This window comes from Adhaeribacter sp. (assembly GCF_057359045.1).
Genome location: NZ_JBMQUD010000152.1, coordinates 103,768 through 119,873 on the forward strand (window position 1 = coordinate 103,768; position 16,106 = coordinate 119,873).

General features: G+C 43.2%; 14 protein-coding genes. 12 read left to right on the forward strand and 2 right to left on the reverse strand.

What is annotated here, in order from left to right; translation table 11 throughout:
• Positions 1-2: 2 nt before the first annotated feature.
• The 10 genes from truB to ACO1R6_RS23620 all read left to right on the forward strand — a co-directional run bounded on the left by truB (position 3) and on the right by ACO1R6_RS23620 (position 11,369).
• On the forward strand, positions 3-695 hold the full coding sequence (gene truB / locus ACO1R6_RS23575) for a tRNA pseudouridine(55) synthase TruB (RefSeq protein ID WP_486267989.1): 693 nt from the start codon (positions 3-5) through the stop codon (positions 693-695).
• Positions 679-1,611, forward strand: a complete 933-nt coding sequence (locus ACO1R6_RS23580) for a bifunctional riboflavin kinase/FAD synthetase (RefSeq protein ID WP_486267991.1) — start codon at positions 679-681, stop codon at positions 1,609-1,611. Before truB ends, ACO1R6_RS23580 begins: the two co-directional genes overlap by 17 nt.
• Before the next feature lie 33 nt (positions 1,612-1,644).
• Positions 1,645-2,337 (forward strand): CoA transferase subunit A, encoded by a 693-nt coding sequence (locus ACO1R6_RS23585; protein WP_486267993.1) that lies wholly within the window; start codon positions 1,645-1,647, stop codon positions 2,335-2,337.
• Positions 2,338-2,578: 241 nt separating this feature from the next.
• A complete protein-coding gene (locus tag ACO1R6_RS23590) occupies positions 2,579-3,235 on the forward strand; it encodes a CoA transferase subunit B (RefSeq protein WP_486267995.1) in 657 nt (218 codons plus the stop codon).
• Positions 3,236-3,529: 294 nt separating this feature from the next.
• On the forward strand, positions 3,530-5,092 hold the full coding sequence (locus ACO1R6_RS23595) for a GNAT family N-acetyltransferase (RefSeq protein WP_486267997.1): 1,563 nt from the start codon (positions 3,530-3,532) through the stop codon (positions 5,090-5,092).
• A 253-nt stretch (positions 5,093-5,345) separates the two neighbouring features.
• On the forward strand, positions 5,346-6,734 hold the full coding sequence (hisS, locus tag ACO1R6_RS23600; RefSeq protein WP_486267999.1) for a histidine--tRNA ligase: 1,389 nt from the start codon (positions 5,346-5,348) through the stop codon (positions 6,732-6,734).
• A gap of 2 nt (positions 6,735-6,736) precedes the next feature.
• The gene (locus ACO1R6_RS23605) at positions 6,737-7,894 is read left to right on the forward strand and encodes an aromatic amino acid lyase (RefSeq protein ID WP_486268012.1); all 1,158 of its coding nucleotides are present in this window, start codon (positions 6,737-6,739) and stop codon (positions 7,892-7,894) included.
• Positions 7,891-9,795, forward strand: a complete 1,905-nt coding sequence (locus ACO1R6_RS23610) for a T9SS type B sorting domain-containing protein (protein ID WP_486268015.1) — start codon at positions 7,891-7,893, stop codon at positions 9,793-9,795. Before ACO1R6_RS23605 ends, ACO1R6_RS23610 begins: the two co-directional genes overlap by 4 nt.
• A 196-nt stretch (positions 9,796-9,991) precedes the next feature.
• Entirely contained in the window at positions 9,992-10,327 is a 336-nt protein-coding gene (locus ACO1R6_RS23615) for a YbaB/EbfC family nucleoid-associated protein (protein ID WP_486268017.1), read from the forward strand.
• Positions 10,317-11,369 (forward strand): glycosyltransferase family 2 protein, encoded by a 1,053-nt coding sequence (locus ACO1R6_RS23620; protein ID WP_486268018.1) that lies wholly within the window; start codon positions 10,317-10,319, stop codon positions 11,367-11,369. Before ACO1R6_RS23615 ends, ACO1R6_RS23620 begins: the two co-directional genes overlap by 11 nt.
• On the opposite strand, the gene ACO1R6_RS23625 is transcribed toward ACO1R6_RS23620, so the two are convergent.
• Positions 11,334-11,552 (reverse strand): PspC domain-containing protein, encoded by a 219-nt coding sequence (locus ACO1R6_RS23625; RefSeq protein WP_486268020.1) that lies wholly within the window; start codon positions 11,550-11,552, stop codon positions 11,334-11,336. The two genes, ACO1R6_RS23620 and ACO1R6_RS23625, sit on opposite strands and share 36 nt — an antisense overlap.
• 193 nt (positions 11,553-11,745) lie before the next feature.
• On the opposite strand from ACO1R6_RS23625, the gene ACO1R6_RS23630 reads away from it, so the two are divergent.
• Positions 11,746-13,461: a hypothetical protein gene (locus ACO1R6_RS23630; protein WP_486268022.1), complete on the forward strand. Its 1,716-nt coding sequence runs from the start codon at positions 11,746-11,748 to the stop codon at positions 13,459-13,461.
• A 147-nt stretch (positions 13,462-13,608) separates the two neighbouring features.
• On the forward strand, positions 13,609-14,589 hold the full coding sequence (locus tag ACO1R6_RS23635; protein ID WP_486268024.1) for a pyruvate dehydrogenase complex E1 component subunit beta: 981 nt from the start codon (positions 13,609-13,611) through the stop codon (positions 14,587-14,589).
• 83 nt (positions 14,590-14,672) lie between these two features.
• Here the strand turns inward: ACO1R6_RS23635 and ACO1R6_RS23640 are convergent, their stop codons facing one another.
• On the reverse strand, positions 14,673-16,055 hold the full coding sequence (locus ACO1R6_RS23640; protein ID WP_486268026.1) for an undecaprenyl-phosphate glucose phosphotransferase: 1,383 nt from the start codon (positions 16,053-16,055) through the stop codon (positions 14,673-14,675).
• Positions 16,056-16,106: the final 51 nt, after the last annotated feature.

Consider the following 16,106-nt stretch of genomic DNA (forward strand, 5'->3'; position numbering starts at 1 on the left):
GCATGCAGTTAGATTTAGAAAACGGACAGATTTTGCCGGTACACAAACCCCTTACCTGGACCTCCTTTGATGTAGTAAAAAAAGTCCGCAATATTTTACGCATAAAAAAAATTGGCCACGCTGGTACTTTAGATCCGTTGGCCGAAGGTTTACTTATTTTGTGCACCGGCAAATTCACGAAGAAGATAGAAGAAATTCAGGCGCAGGAAAAAGAATATACCGGCCATTTTACTTTAGGGCAAACCACCCCTTCTTTTGATTTAGAAACCGAAGTAGATGCCACCCAGGATATTAGTTACCTGACCGAAGAAGTTATCCGGGCGGCTACTACAGATTTTACTGGTTTTATAGAGCAGGTTCCGCCCATTTACTCAGCAGTAAAAATTAACGGCGAAAGAGCTTACACCTTGGCCCGTCGTGGCGAAGGTGCCGAAATTAAAGCCAAAACCATTGAAATTAAAGCTTTTGAAATAACGGCTATCGACTTGCCCCTGGTTTCTTTCCGGGTGGTATGCTCCAAAGGCACGTATATTCGCAGCCTGGCCCGCGATTTCGGCGAAAAATTAAGGTGTGGCGCGCATTTATCTAAATTGGTGCGCACCCGTATTGGCCCTTATACCTTAGACCAAGCCCTTACCGTAGCCGACATTCTGGAACTGCGTAAACAAATGTTAGAAAATGAACGTCATTCGTGATATCCGGGATTTCCCGGAGCTTCCGCAGGCGGTTGTCACCAGCGGTACTTTTGATGGTGTTCACATAGGTCATCAGAAAATAATTGCGCGGCTGCTCGAAATTACCCGGGCTACCAATGGCCAGAGTGTAGTAGTTACGTATTGGCCTCACCCGCGATTGGTATTAGATGCAGCCAACCAAAGCCCTTTGGGCTTGCTTTCTACCATAGAAGAACGCATAGAGCAACTGGCTGCCTTCCCGATAGATTATCTTTTAATTATTCCGTTTACCAAAGAATTTGCGGCATTAACCTCTGAGCAATATATTCAGAAAATATTGCTGGAAACCATCCGGACTAAAATATTGGTAATTGGCTACGACCACCGCTTTGGTAAAAACCGTGAAGGCAATTTTGCTTATTTGCAGCAACACGCCCCGGCTTGGGGTTTCCGGGTAGAGGAAATTCCGGCCCAGGATATTGATCATATTGCGGTAAGCTCTACCCGTATTCGTAAAGCCCTGGAAGCAGGCAATATTCAAACCGCCAATACGTACTTAGGCCGGCCCTACAGTATTACGGGCCAGGTAGTGGCCGGTCGGCAATTAGGCCGCACCATTGGCTACCCCACCGCTAATATTGCCATTGCCGATACCCATAAATTAATACCAGCCCAAGGTATTTACGCGGTAAAAGTTAAAATAAAAGACCAGGTTTACGGCGGTATGCTTAGCATTGGTACCAACCCAACTGTAGGTGGCACTGCCCAAACCATAGAAGTAAATATCTTTGATTTTAGCGCCGATATTTACCACCAGGAAATTAAGGTTTATTTTATTTCTTACATCCGGGCCGAAGAAAATTTTAACGGCATAGAGGCCCTGCGCCAGCAATTACACCAAGATAAGGAAACCGCCCTGGCCTTGCTAAACGGGTAAAAAAAACCTATATTACTTTTTTAATTATTGCCCATGATTAATAAAGTAGTACCCCACGTACAGGCTGCCTTACACGATATTCCGGACGGCGCCACGCTCATGCTGGGCGGTTTTGGTTTATGCGGTATTCCCGAAAATGCCATTCAGGAATTATTACGTAAAAACATTAAAAATTTAACCTGCATTTCTAACAACGCCGGTGTCGATGATTTTGGTCTGGGTTTGCTTTTGAAAAACCGGCAGGTAAAAAAAATGATAGCCTCGTATGTGGGCGAGAATGCCGAATTTGAACGGCAGCTACTCTCCGGCGAACTGGAAGTAGATTTAATACCGCAAGGCACTTTGGCCGAACGCATCCGGGCGGGCGGCGCCGGCATACCGGCTTTCTATACGCCGGCAGGCTACGGCACCGAAGTGGGCCAGAACAAAGAAACCCGCGAATTTAACGGCAAAATGTACTTGCTCGAAACCGGGTTAAAAGCCGATTTTGCTTTGGTAAAAGCCTGGAAAGGCGATACCACCGGCAACCTGGTTTACAAAGGCACTGCCCGCAATTTTAACCCCATGATGGCCGCCGCCGGTAAAATAACCATTGCCGAAGTAGAAGAACTGGTACCAGCCGGAGCATTAGATCCCAATCAAATTCACACACCCGGTATTTTCGTGCAGCGCATCTTTCAGGGCGAGCATTACGAAAAACGCATCGAACAACGGACTGTACAATAATGTGCTAATTTTTTAATGTGCTGATGTGCTAATTACTTAAATGTATTAATTGGAAAACCGGAAATTTCTAACCGTTTAGAAAAGCTGCTGCCTATTTAAAAGCTGCTCTCCAAAATTATTACCACCAGTAAGCGTAAAAACAATTAACCCGTTAGCACACCAGTATAATAAGAAAATAACCCATTAAGGCACATTAGCCAATTAGCATATCAGCACATTAAAAAATTAGCACATTAAAACCATGGCATTAGATAAACACGGTATTGCCAAACGTATAGCCCAGGAATTAAAAGATGGTTATTACGTAAATTTAGGTATTGGTATTCCTACGTTAGTGGCCAATTATATTCCGGCGGGTATGCAGGTAGAACTGCAGTCAGAAAATGGTTTATTGGGCATGGGCCCCTTCCCGACCGAAGCCGAAGTAGATGCCGATTTAATTAATGCCGGCAAGCAAACCGTTACCACGTTGCCGGGTTCTTCTCTTTTCAGTTCGGCCGATAGTTTTGCCATGATCCGGGGCGAACACATTGATCTGACCATTCTGGGCGCTATGGAAGTGTCGGAGCGCGGCGATATTGCCAACTGGAAAATTCCGGGTAAAATGGTAAAAGGCATGGGTGGCGCTATGGACCTGGTCGCCTCGGCCAAGAATATTATTGTAGCCATGCAACATACTTCTAAAGACGGCCAATCTAAACTTCTGCCTGCATGTACTTTGCCCCTTACGGGTTTAAATTGTGTAAAGAAAATTGTAACCGATTTAGCCGTTTTGGATATTACAACGCAGGGGTTCCGTTTGCTGGAACGCGCACCGGGGGTAAGCGTAGACGAAATTAAGAATGCTACCGCCGGTCGTTTAATTATTCCGGAAGATGTTCCTGAAATAAAGTTTTAAACTACAAACTATCTCCTGGCAAATAAAATTCTTACGCCAAGTCAATCTAATATTTTCCTTAACTACTCGACCGCCTAGGTCCGTCAACCTGCCCACCATTCAAAAATCATGAACGCCGCCAAGGCTAAACTTACTTGTTCCGGTTTTTAAAAAATTTAAATCAAACCTTAATTTTTATTTAAATAATCAAGGTTTTAAACACAGCCAATTAAATTAAACCGAACTTTATTTTTCCTTCGTACTGTTATCCATTAAACAAACCTTTAATTTTGTTAAAAATCCCATTGATAAAGAATGGCTGAAAAAATAAAAGAAACTGAACATAAATTAACCCTCCGACAATTGCGGCTTACCGATTTTAAAGCGGTTAAGTCTATCATGGATACGGTTTACTCTAATTTGGGCGGTTCCTGGACCAAAAAAGAATTCGAGAATTTACTTAATGCTTTTCCGGAAGGTCAGATTTGTATTACCGATAAAGGCAAAGTAGTGGCTGGGGCCCTGAGTGTAATTGTAAAATATGCTGATTACGGCGATAAACACACCTACGACGAAATTGTTGGGAAAGGTGAATTTAACACCCACAACCCGGATGGCGACACCCTGTACGGCGTAGATGTTTTTGTACACCCCGATTACCGCAACCTGCGTTTGGGCCGGCGTTTGTACGATGCGCGTAAAGAAATTTGCGAAAACCTGAACCTGCGGGCTATTATTGCCGGCGGCCGGATTCCGGGTTACCTGGAGCACGCCGATAAAATGTCGCCGAAGAAATATATTGAAATGGTGCGGAACAAAGAAGTGTACGACCCAATTCTAACTTTTCAGTTGAGTAATGACTTCCACGTCCGGAAAATTCTGAAAGGCTATATGCCCAGCGACATTGAATCGAAAGCCTACGCTACCCTGCTGGAATGGATTAACGTGTACTACGAGCCCAGCGAAGAAATTATTGGCGGTCAGAAAAAAGTAGTCCGGATTGGTATTGTGCAGTGGCAGATGCGCAGCTTAAAATCCATCGACGACTTACTCCAGCAAATTGAGTTTTACGTTGATACGGTAAGTAGTTACAAGGCCGATATTGTGATGTTCCCGGAGTTTTTCAACGCTCCCCTGATGGCACTTTCCAACGACCCGTCGTCTTCGGCTGCCATCCGGTCTTTGGCCGATTACACCGACGAAGTACGGGAAAAAATAATGCACATGGCGCTGTCGTACAACATTAATATTATTGCTGGCAGCATGCCCGAGTACAACAATAAGCAACTGCACAATGTAAGTTATCTTTGCCGTCGCGATGGCACCTGGGATAAGCAATACAAACTGCACGTTACCCCCGACGAAGCCCATTACTGGGGTATGCGGGGCGGCAATAAATTGCAAGTGTTTGACACCGATATTGGTAAAATTGGCATTTTAATTTGCTACGATGTAGAGTTTCCCGAATTGGCCCGCATGCTCTCGGACATGGACATGAAAATATTGTTTGTACCGTACTGGACTGATACCAAAAATGCTTACCTGCGGGTACGTTTGTGCGCCCAGGCGCGGGCTATCGAAAACGAGTGCTACGTAGCCATAACCGGCAGCATGGGCAACTTGCCTAAAGTAGAGAATATGGATATCCAGTATTCGCAATCGGCGGTATTTTCGCCTTCTGATTTTGCTTTTCCGCACGATGCCGTAGTGGCCGAAGCAACCCCCAATACTGAGATGATATTAATTGCCGACCTAGACCTGGATTTACTTAAAGACCTGAACTCGACGGGTAGTGTCCGGAACCTCCGCGACCGCCGTAAAGATCTCTACAGCCTGAGCTGGCTCTTGAAAAAAGAAATAGCCGATACGGTGTTTTAGTGATTAGCGGTTAGCTTTTAGTAATTAGTTAGTATTTATTCAATTTTTAAGGAAAGCGCTGGTTTGTACTGGCGCTTTTCTTTTTAACCTATATTTGAATGTAATCGAATGAAGGGTATTATTATTAACTTCTGAACAGCAAATATTAGGATATTGATTTATGTAAAAATTAATACTGTAATACAAAAAGCTAAAAACTAATTACAAAACACTAATGGCTAATAATTATCTTTGCGGCCAATTTTAATTTAGTATGAGCGCAGAAAAACCTTCTATTCCTAAAGGAACCCGTGATTTTGGCCCCCAGGTGGTGGTAAAAAGAAATTATATATTTTCTACTATCCGGAAAACTTTTGAGAAGTTTGGCTACCAACCTTTAGAAACCCCGGCCATGGAAAATTTATCGGTTTTAACCGGTAAATACGGCGATGAAGGCGACCAACTGATATTTAAAATATTAAACTCCGGCGATTATTTAAGTAAAACCACCCCCGCCGATTACCAAAACGGCAGCAAAAGTATGCTGCGCAAAATTTCGGAAAAAGCCTTACGCTACGACTTAACGGTACCGTTTGCCCGTTTTGTGGTTATGAACCGGAATGAAATCAGTTTTCCGTTTAAGCGCTACCAGATACAGCCGGTGTGGCGGGCCGACCGGCCGCAACGTGGCCGCTACCGTGAGTTTTACCAATGCGATGCCGACGTGGTAGGTACTAAATCTTTGCTCTGCGAAGCCGAAATCGTGCTGATGATTAATGAAGTTTTAACCAACCTGGGCATTACAGATTTCACGATTAAAATTAATCATAGAAAGGTTCTAAGTGGAATTTATCAAGAAATTCAAGGGGAAGGAAAGGAATCTGATTTATTTATAGCCATTGATAAATTAGATAAGATTGGGATTGAAGGAGTTCAAAAAGAACTGGATGAGAAGGGTTTCAGCAAAAAATCTATTGACAGGCTTTTTGATTTAATTTCAATTCAAGGTTCATATATTGAAAAAATTAATATACTCCAAAATGAAGGATTAGACAGCAATGACCCAGAAGAAACAGGCCGGTTAGGATTATTTGAGCTATTCCAAGTATATAGATATCTTCAAGGATTTAAATTTGATAATTTTAACAAATTAGAATTTGATCCTACTTTGGCCCGTGGCCTCTCTTACTACACCGGTTGCATTTTTGAGGTAAAAGTAAACAATGTAAACATGGGCAGTATTAGTGGCGGCGGTCGCTACGATAATTTAACCGGTATGTTTGGCTTGCCCGATGTGTCGGGCGTAGGTTTTTCGTTTGGTGTAGACCGCATTTACGACGTAATGGAAGAACTCAAATTATTTAACCAAGCAGCAACGGCTACTACCCAGCTTTTAATTGTTAATTTCGATAAAGCTTCCGAAACCTACGCTTTGCCCTTGCTGCAACAGTTCCGTCAGGCCGGTATTGCCACTGAATTGTATCCCGAAGCCGCCAAACTGAAAAAGCAGATGACTTACGCCGACCAAAAGAAAATACCTTACGTGTTGCTGGTTGGTTCCGAAGAAATGCAAACTGGCTTATTGCAATTAAAAAATATGCAAACCGGCGAACAACAAGCCTTAGCCGCCGAAGATGTCATTACCAAACTTACCGGAAATTAATTATGGCTTTTGTACTAACGCCCGATAACCTGAATATTGCCAACCTGGAACTTATATTGCGGGAAAAACCCCAGTTAGAGCTCCCCCAATTGGCAATTTCAAAAAATGCTGAACCAACTCTACCCGCCGAGAAAGCAGAACTGGCACTGGCTTATCTGTCTACCCATGCGGTTAGTTTTGGTCCGTTTGTGCCCGATGATGTTGTCCGGCTGGCGTTGGTATTACAACTTTATACTTTTATTCAGCCGGATCAATCCGAAATAAACCCGGCGGTGCTGCAACGGGTGCTGGCGTTTTATAACCGTGAGGTTTTTCCGGTGGTACAAACCCAGGGCTCCCCTACCAGCCAGGCAGCACAATTATGTTTGCCGCTACTGGGCAAGGGCAAAGTTAGTTTTCAGGGTTATACACTTAATGCCGCCGATGTAAACGATATTTTTAGTTGGGAACCGCTGGCCTTAGCACCCGCCGAAATTAATTTATTCATCACGCAACCTAGTTTTACTTACGCCGAAACCGTAAATAATTTAATTAAACTCCAGCCGCAACTGGCTTGGTTGGCGTATTTATTAGAGGTATTGAGCCAGCTTACTCCCCCCGAAGCACCTTTTAGTGCCGGTATTGGGCCACTACAAGCGGCTGCTACAAAAGCCAGAACAGTTTTTCAGGAACAAATAATTTTACCGGTTGCCCAGCAAAACTTAGGTCTTCTCCGCGATGCATTATTAATTATATTAACAGAGTTAAAACACGTAATTGGTGCCTTATCTGACTATACTTCTGAAACCCTGGAAAATCTGTATGCCAATGCCGAACCACCGGCCACTACGGGCTTTCAACTAGCGTCGGCATTGGTACAATCGCACCAAAAAAGGTTAAATTTAGTGGCCCCTAACCCCACTGAAGTGGTATTTACCCGCGGCGATCTAAATATTATTAATCACTTGTTCTCGCAGGCGGTAGATTTTACCGAGCAACTTACGGCGCTGGCTTTCTGGACGGTGGCACAAGTAGGCCGGGTTTTTAATATTACAGCCGGAAATTTAACCTTAAGCACATATTATCACTCCGCCTTATTCGTTCCTAAAGAAATGGTTTCGGAACAACTCGAAAAAACCATCACTTTTATACGCAGTACATCGCCAAACCCGGTAACTTGAAAAAGTTAGTTTTATTAGTCTTTTTTTTTATAAGTAAAAACCTGTTGTGGGGTCAGAATACGACCTGCCCTGATAACTTTAAGGCTTATAACCAGCAAGGTCAGGAAGTAACGCAATTCTGCGTCGGGCAACCAGTTCGGTTCCGGTCGTGCTTACCCAACACTCAACCCGACAAAGAATATTACGACTTCGATAAAACTAATAACCTGACTTTTAACGACACAGTAAAAGTTACCACCTTTACCCGCCCAGGAACATATACAGTAACCCAACTTTTAAATACCGGGCAAATTAGTCAGAAAGAACGGACATTTGTAGTAGTAGATACGCCGCCGCCTACTTTTAACGTTGTTTCTTGCGCCCAAAACCAGGTAAAGGTTAGCCTTACCGACAATGTATATAATAGCTACCATGTTGATTTTAACGATGGCACCCGCCAGAATATAACCCGCAATACGCCGGTCTTACATACTTATGGCACCAACGGACCTTTTAAAGTAACGGTTACCGGCAGCTTTACGGGTACTTCTTGCAGCGGTCAATCCGAAAAAGATATTTCGCCGTTGCCTCCGCCGGTAGCCCCGGCGCTGGAAAATATCCGGATTACCAAAATGGCCTCGACCGGCTCTTTGGTGCTCGGCCTGAAAAACCTGCAACCCGAATATTTATACGTGCTGGAGCGCATGAATGGAACCACCGCTACTTTAATCGATACGATTAAGAACCCGGCTAATGCAACCCAGGAGTTTACCTTAAATAATATAAATACGACCAATTCAGTTTGTTTCAGGGTACGTTTAACGGATCGCTGCGGTAGTAACATAACTCTCCCAGCCGCTATTTGTAGCCAACCCTTTACCGCCACCAACGGGAATATCCAGATAAATATAAATTGGCCCGCTTACCCCGAAAATGCGCAGCTGGAGAATTATCAGCTATACCGGAATGGAAATCTTCTCCAAACCCTGCCGGGTAGTACCCTGTCTTTTACCGATACCGATGTGGCTTGCGGCACCCGCTATTGTTATCAGCTACGGGCCGGATTAAAAAACAATTATACGGCTGTTTCCGCAGATACTTGTTTGATGGCTACTACCAATATTGCCCCGCCGCCGGGCACTCTACAAAGCACTTTTAGCCCAACTAACCAGGTACTGCTTACTTTTGCTCCAGTGGGCAACAGCCCGGTTAAAAGTATATCTTACCAAAAAAGTACCAACAACGCGGCTTTTGCCAACCTGGCTACTACAGACCAAACCACTTACACCGATGCCCCCGTTGGGCTGGTAAACAACCAGGTATGCTACCAGGCATCTTTTAACGATAATTGTGGCAACACCTCCCCCGCCAGCAATATTACTTGCCCCGTCTTTTTACAGGCAGCCTTAACACCCGATGGTTTAGTAAACCTCTCCTGGACCGAATACATAGGTTTTAGCACCAATGGGCAATATTTTGTAGAGCGCTTAGAACCCGACGGCAATGTGGCCAGCAGCACCCCGGTTACTGGCAACACCTTTACCACGCCGGCCCTTAATACTCAACAGCAACTTATTTACCGCATAAAAGTTACTTCTGGCAATGCCCAGGAAATAAGTTATTCCAACACCCAGCTACTACGGCAAGAATCTAGTTTTAGAATACCCACTGCTTTTTCGCCGAACGGCGATAACCTGAACGACCGTTTTGAAATTAAAGGAATAGTTTTTGGTAAATTCAGCCTTTCGGTTTATGACCGTTGGGGAAAAGTAGTTTTCCGGAGCAACAACCAGGCCCAGGGCTGGGATGGCAATATTAATGGCCGCGAAGCGCCCGTGGGCGTTTACGCTTATTCTCTAAATGCTACCGATACTACCGGCAAACAAATAATCAAAACCGGCACAATTACGTTAGTGAGATAACCGGCAGGCGGCAGCAAGAGGTGTTTTTAAAATAAATAACAACAAGGGTTGTTCAGGTAAAGCACACACCCACTTAAAGGTTACTACTTAACCCTTAGTTAACCTATTATTGCCGAAAACCCGGTCGGGTTTATTTGGCCGAATAGGGATTGATAACTAATTTTGTTTAATATTTACTTTTCTAAAGAATAAGCTTATGTTTGATATGTTTAGCATGATGGGCAAGCTAAAAGAAGTGCAGGCTAAAATGAAGGAAGCCCAGGACAATTTGCAATTTATTACGGTTACCGCCGAGTCGGGCGCCGGACTGGTAAAAGCCAAAGTAAACGGCCAACGCAAGCTTATCAGTTTAGAAATAGACGACTCCCTGCTGAATAAAGACGACAAAGAAATGGTTTCGGATTTAATAGTAGCTGCCGTAAACAAAGCAATGGCAGAAGCCGGCGAAAAAGCTCAGGACGAGCTAAAACGCCATACTGAGGGTTTACTGCCCAATATTCCTGGTTTAGACATGAGTAATTTTGGTATCTGATTTTCTTTCTAGCGTTGCTATTGTAATTCTTAACTGGAACGGACAAAAATTTTTACAACAATTTCTGCCCCAGGTATTGGCGTATTCGCCGGGTTGCCAGGTAGTAGTTGCCGATAACGCTTCTACCGACAATTCCATCGAATTTTTAAGGAAAGAATTTCCGGAGGTTACTTTAATCCGGCACGAAATAAATTATGGCTTTTGCGAAGGTTATAACCACGCCCTAAAGAATTTGACTGCCGAATATTTTGTGCTCTTAAACTCCGATGTAGAAGTAACGCCCAATTGGTTAGTACCCATTATTTCTTTAATGAATACCGACCGCACCATTGCGGCTTGTCAGCCCAAAATAAAATCGTATTACCAGCGTACCAAGTTTGAATACGCCGGAGCCGGCGGCGGCTTTATTGATTTTTTAGGCTATCCGTTTTGCCGGGGGCGGGTTTTTGAATCGATAGAAGAAGATTACGGGCAATATAACGATGTAGCCCCAGTTTTTTGGGCTACCGGTGCCTGCCTGGTTGTTAGGGCAACGGCTTATAAACAAGCCCAGGGTTTAGAACCAGCTTTTTTTGCCCACATGGAAGAAATAGATTTGTGCTGGCGTTTGCAATTATTGGGCTACAGAATAATGTACCAGGGCCAAAGTGAAGTTTACCACGTTGGCGGGGGCACCCTGCCAAAAAATAATCCGCACAAAACTTACCTGAATTTCCGGAACGGCCTGGCTTTGCTGTATAAAAATATTGCCCCGCAAAAGCGGCAACAAATTATTTTTATTCGGGTGGTATTAGATTGGGTAGCGGCGTTTAAATTTTTAACCGATGGTCAGCCCAAAGATGCGGCGGCAGTTTTTAGGGCACACCGGCATTTATGGCAAAACCGCAAATACTGGCGTAGTAAGCAACACCTGGCACAGAATGCCGATTTAATAAATCCGGATCTGGTATTACAAAAAAGTATTGTTTGGGAATATTTTATTAAGCAAAAAAAAACTTTTGCAGCTTTACACGTCCCAAACCGTACTGCGTTGCCGGCGTAAGTTTTTGCGGATATTCATCCAGAAGGCCAGCATCAGGTATACAATTACCGGCGAGCCAAAGGTTAAGAAAGACAAATAAATAAAAGAGAAGCGTATGCTGCTGGTTGCAAAGCCTAGTTTTTCACCAATTTTTGCGCAGACGCCAAACGCTTGTGACTCCAGGAAGTATTGAATGCGTTCCATACAGGCAAAAATAATGTTTAACGACAATTTTTAAATCAGGTCCTGAAATTAATTTCTAGGTTTCTGTTTATGCACCAGCAGGACCGTACTACCTGTTACTATACGAATATTTTTGAATCTGGATATGAAAAGTAATTTAATACATTTTTACCTATTATCCTTTATTGTCTTAATTTTTTTACCGGGCTGTTCTTTGTCGCGCTTGCTTAAACAAACTAGACACCAACAAATTACGGTTTTGCCCCAGCCTTTAGAGGTAAGCGGCGACAATGTTTTGTTTGAAGTAAAAGCCCAGATTCCTTTAAAATTAATTCAGAAGAAAGCGGTTTACGGGCTGGAATTGGCTTACCACTACGGCGAGAACCAGGAACATGCCGTTGGCCGGCTCGCCTTTACCCCCGGTGAATTTGTTTATGAAAATAAATTACCCACCATTACCCGACAATTTTCCTTCCCTTATTCCCCAGAAAAAAATCCGGGTCGACTGATGGCGCAAGGGGTAATTACAAATAATAAGCGCCAGGAAAAGCGTACTAACTGGCAAGAACTGACAACTGGTATTATTACTACGTCTAAACTGGTGGCTCGTAACCACGAAGTAAATTACGAGGCTGAAGAAGTAAACCCCAATGAAGAGCGTCAGAATACCCTCACCTTTTATTTTGATAAAGGTTCGTCGGTACTGCGCAATTATTTGGGCACCAATGTTGCAGCCCTGAATGATTTTATCTCGTCTAATAATTATCAAACCGAGACCATTGAGATAACTGCCGGTTTATCGCCCGAAAAAGAAGAATTACAAAAACCCCGCCTGGCCGCTCAGCGCGCACAAGCATTGCAAAAATTTTACAAGAACAAGCTCGAAGTGAGCGACTTTGTAAACGATGTTAAAAACATTAATTTTAAAACCGTTGCTTTAAAACCCGACTGGGAAAGCTTTCTGCGCAAAGTAGAAAACTCGGCCTTAACTGCCGCCGATATTGCCCAAATAAAAGGCATTGTAAACGGCAGTGGCAGTATCTCAGATAAAGAGGAAAAACTCCAGCAACTGGAATCATATGAATACCTGCAAAATTTTATTTACCCGGTTTTACGATTTGCCGAGGTAAAAATTGCCTACAAACCAGTGCCCAAAGAAGATTACGAAATTTACTTATTGTCTAAAAAAATAGTTGACAACCAAATAGAAACGCAGGCGCTTACCGACCAGGAAATGCGTTATGCCGCAACTTTAACACCTTTATTGGCCGAAAAGCGAAAAATATACGAATCAGCCATCCGCAACACCGATAAATGGCAGGCGTACCACAACCTGGGCGTAGTTTACCTCCAAATGGCCAAACGCGAAATAAGACCCCAAGCCAAAAGTGAACTTTTGCAGAAATCGGCGCAAAATTTAATTTACGCCAGCCACCGCAACCCAACGGCTACTACTTTTTACCATGCCGCTACCGCGCACCATGTCCGGGGTAATACCCTGGAAGCCCTGCAAGCGTATGATTATGCCGTAAAACTAGGTGGTTCCAAAGCTATGCTGGAAAAAGTTTTTGCCGATAAAGCTGCCCTGGAAATAGAAATCGGGCAGATTGACGATGCCCTTTACAGCCTGAATTATGCCGGCACCAGTTACCAGAACTATATTAACAAAGGCCTGTGCTATATGCTGAAAGAAAACTACGACCAAGCACCTAAATTTTACGAAGAAGCTTTAAAAATAAGACCCAATGATGCGCTGGCTTACTACAGCTTAGCCATTATTGCTGCCCGTGCCAAAGACGAAAACGTACTGGCTTACAACCTGCAACGCGCCGTACAGGCCGATAAAACCTTTGTGCAGCGCGCCATAGAAGATTTAGAATTCAAGCCTTACGCCAAGAAAAGTTTTTTCCAGGCGGCGCTTAAACGCTAGCTGTTTAGGCGACTTTACTTAAATAATTTAAAATTTATCTTCATTTTCTCGGTAAAAAAGCAAATATTTTACATTTTCATTTTAACTTTGAACAGAGATAAAAACAGTTGAGCAAAACTGTGAATATTTATTCGATAAAAGATAAACATGCGAACTATACAATTTAGAGAAGCCCTGCGCGAAGCCATGTCGGAAGAAATGCGTCGTGATGAGCGGGTGTTTTTGATGGGAGAAGAAGTGGCCGAATACAACGGGGCCTATAAAGTTAGCCAGGGAATGCTGGATGAGTTTGGAGCCGAACGCATTATTGATACTCCAATTGCCGAGTTAGGTTTTGCGGGTATTGGTGTTGGTGCCGCCATGAACGGTCTGCGCCCTATTATCGAATTCATGACCTTTAACTTCTCGCTTGTTGCTATCGATCAGGTAATTAACTCGGCGGCTAAGGTTATGTCTATGTCGGGTGGGCAGTACCGGGCACCAATGGTTTTCCGGGGTCCAACCGGAAGTGCCGGTATGTTATCGTCGCAACACTCCCAAAACTTTGAGAACTGGTACGCCAATTGCCCCGGTTTAAAAGTAGTGGTACCCAGCAATCCGTACGATGCCAAAGGCCTGCTTAAATCCTGCATCCGCGACGAAGATCCGGTTATTTTTATGGAATCGGAACAAATGTACGGCGACAAAGGCGAAGTGCCGGAAGAAGAATATTTAATTCCGATTGGAGTTGCCGACGTTAAACAAGCAGGCAAAGATGTAACCCTTGTATCGTTTGGTAAAATGATGAAAGTGGTTATTGCGGCTGCCGAAGCCTTACAAAAAGAAGGTATTTCGGCTGAAGTAATTGACTTACGTACCGTGCGCCCGATTGACTACAAAACCATTCTGGAGTCGGTAAAGAAAACTAACCGTTTGGTAGTAGTTGAAGAAGCCTGGCCATTGGCCTCCATCTCTTCCGAAATAGCTTTTAATGTACAGCACAATGCCTTCGATTACCTGGATGCACCGGTAAAACGGGTAACTTGCCGTGATGTGCCTTTACCATACGCACCTACTTTAATTGAAGCTTCTTTGCCTAACGTAGAACGTACCGTAAAAGCTGTTAAAGCCGTTTTGTATAAAAAGTAATTCTTTGCTTTTAAACTAAAAAGAGAGGCTGCTCCATCCGGGCAGCCTCTCTTTTTGTTTAATTCTCACTCTAAATTCAAAAGCTAATATGCATTTTTATCGCCTTTAAACACTTTAAAAATGGTCAGGAAAATTAATTTTATATCAAACCAAAATGACCAGTGTTCTACGTAAAATATATCCATCTTAATCCGGCTTTTCATTTGGTATGGCTCAGAAGTTTCTCCGCGATACCCCATTACCTGCGCCAAACCAGTAACCCCCGGCTTAATCAAATGCCTCGACATGTAGCGGTCTATCAAACTGCGGTAGTTTTCGTTTAATTGAATGGGGTGCGGCCGGGGGCCTACTACCGACATATCGCCAACCAGTACATTAAAAAACTGCGGCAGTTCATCTATACTGCTTTTTCTTAAAAACCGTCCTAGTTTGGTAATTCTTTCGTCGTTTTTAGTAGCCTGCTTCGTTTCCGAATCGGCGTTTACCCGCATACTTCTAAACTTTAAACAATCGAAGGGCTGGTTACCGCGGCCATTCCGTTTTTGAATAAAAAATACAGGTCCCGGTGAATCCAATTTAATTAAAATAGCGATAACAGGAACCAGCCAGGACAACACAAAAACAATAATTACCGAGGAAAAAACAATATCAAAAACCCTTTTAATAAATTGGTTTAATAAATCGTCGAGCGGGATGGGCCGCAACACCATAATAGGTAATAAGCCGTAGAAATCGATTTGCATTTTACGGGATTGCATCAGGTTCGACTCGGGCAAAAATTTTAACCGGATTAAGTTTTCTTCCGCAAAATCTATTAACCGGGTTACCTGGCTCGCACTAAGTTCGTAAGGCGAACAGTAAATTTCATCGATTTCTTTATCCAAAACAAACCGCTCAATATCGTTTACCTTACCGGATACTTTATGCACGTATTTGGGATTATCATCAAAAAATCCCAGGAACCGGTAACCGTGGTCGGGGTGCATTTCGAAAAATTTCTTTAACTGCGCCGGACCTTTGCCGTAACCCGCAATAATTACTTTTTTATAGTTGCCGCCGCGCAAGCGGTGCATCTTTAACAGATAGGTTAGCCCTACCCGCCAACTGGCACTAAAAACAATTAAATAAATATAGGAGTAGGTGAGAAAGCTACGTGAGTAGAGAAAAGTATTCGTAATATTGAGCGAAGCCTCTACTACCAGTATATATAAAACTACCTGTTTTATCAGGTTATTTAAAATATTGGTTAAGCGGGCAACCCTTTTAACATGGTATGCATTTAAAATAGAGGCAGAAGTAATCCAGGCAAAATTTGAGTATAAGAGTAAGGTAATATTTTCGGAATTAAGGAAGCTTTGCAGTTCACCGAATTGAGTAAGGTAACTTGCTAAAGCGGCCATGTTTAACAAAAGTAAATCACCAATGGTATTAATTACTTTTATATATTTTTCGTTTTGGCCAGGCATTAATTTTTAAAACTTATCGGGCAAATTTAATAAATATTAACCGATCAGGTA

Excerpts from the sequence above, each read along its gene's own strand:
- ACO1R6_RS23590 (WP_486267995.1), top strand. The coding sequence starts at position 2,579 with ATGGCATTAGATAAACACGGTATTGCCAAACGTATAGCCCAGGAATTA.
- ACO1R6_RS23640 (WP_486268026.1), bottom strand. The coding sequence starts at position 16,055 with ATGCCTGGCCAAAACGAAAAATATATAAAAGTAATTAATACCATTGGT.
- ACO1R6_RS23615 (WP_486268017.1), top strand. The coding sequence starts at position 9,992 with ATGTTTGATATGTTTAGCATGATGGGCAAGCTAAAAGAAGTGCAGGCT.
- ACO1R6_RS23635 (WP_486268024.1), top strand. The coding sequence starts at position 13,609 with ATGCGAACTATACAATTTAGAGAAGCCCTGCGCGAAGCCATGTCGGAA.
- hisS (WP_486267999.1), top strand. The coding sequence starts at position 5,346 with ATGAGCGCAGAAAAACCTTCTATTCCTAAAGGAACCCGTGATTTTGGC.
- ACO1R6_RS23580 (WP_486267991.1), top strand. The coding sequence starts at position 679 with ATGAACGTCATTCGTGATATCCGGGATTTCCCGGAGCTTCCGCAGGCG.
- ACO1R6_RS23605 (WP_486268012.1), top strand. The coding sequence starts at position 6,737 with ATGGCTTTTGTACTAACGCCCGATAACCTGAATATTGCCAACCTGGAA.
- truB (WP_486267989.1), top strand. The coding sequence starts at position 3 with ATGCAGTTAGATTTAGAAAACGGACAGATTTTGCCGGTACACAAACCC.
- ACO1R6_RS23625 (WP_486268020.1), bottom strand. The coding sequence starts at position 11,552 with ATGGAACGCATTCAATACTTCCTGGAGTCACAAGCGTTTGGCGTCTGC.
- ACO1R6_RS23585 (WP_486267993.1), top strand. The coding sequence starts at position 1,645 with ATGATTAATAAAGTAGTACCCCACGTACAGGCTGCCTTACACGATATT.
- ACO1R6_RS23595 (WP_486267997.1), top strand. The coding sequence starts at position 3,530 with ATGGCTGAAAAAATAAAAGAAACTGAACATAAATTAACCCTCCGACAA.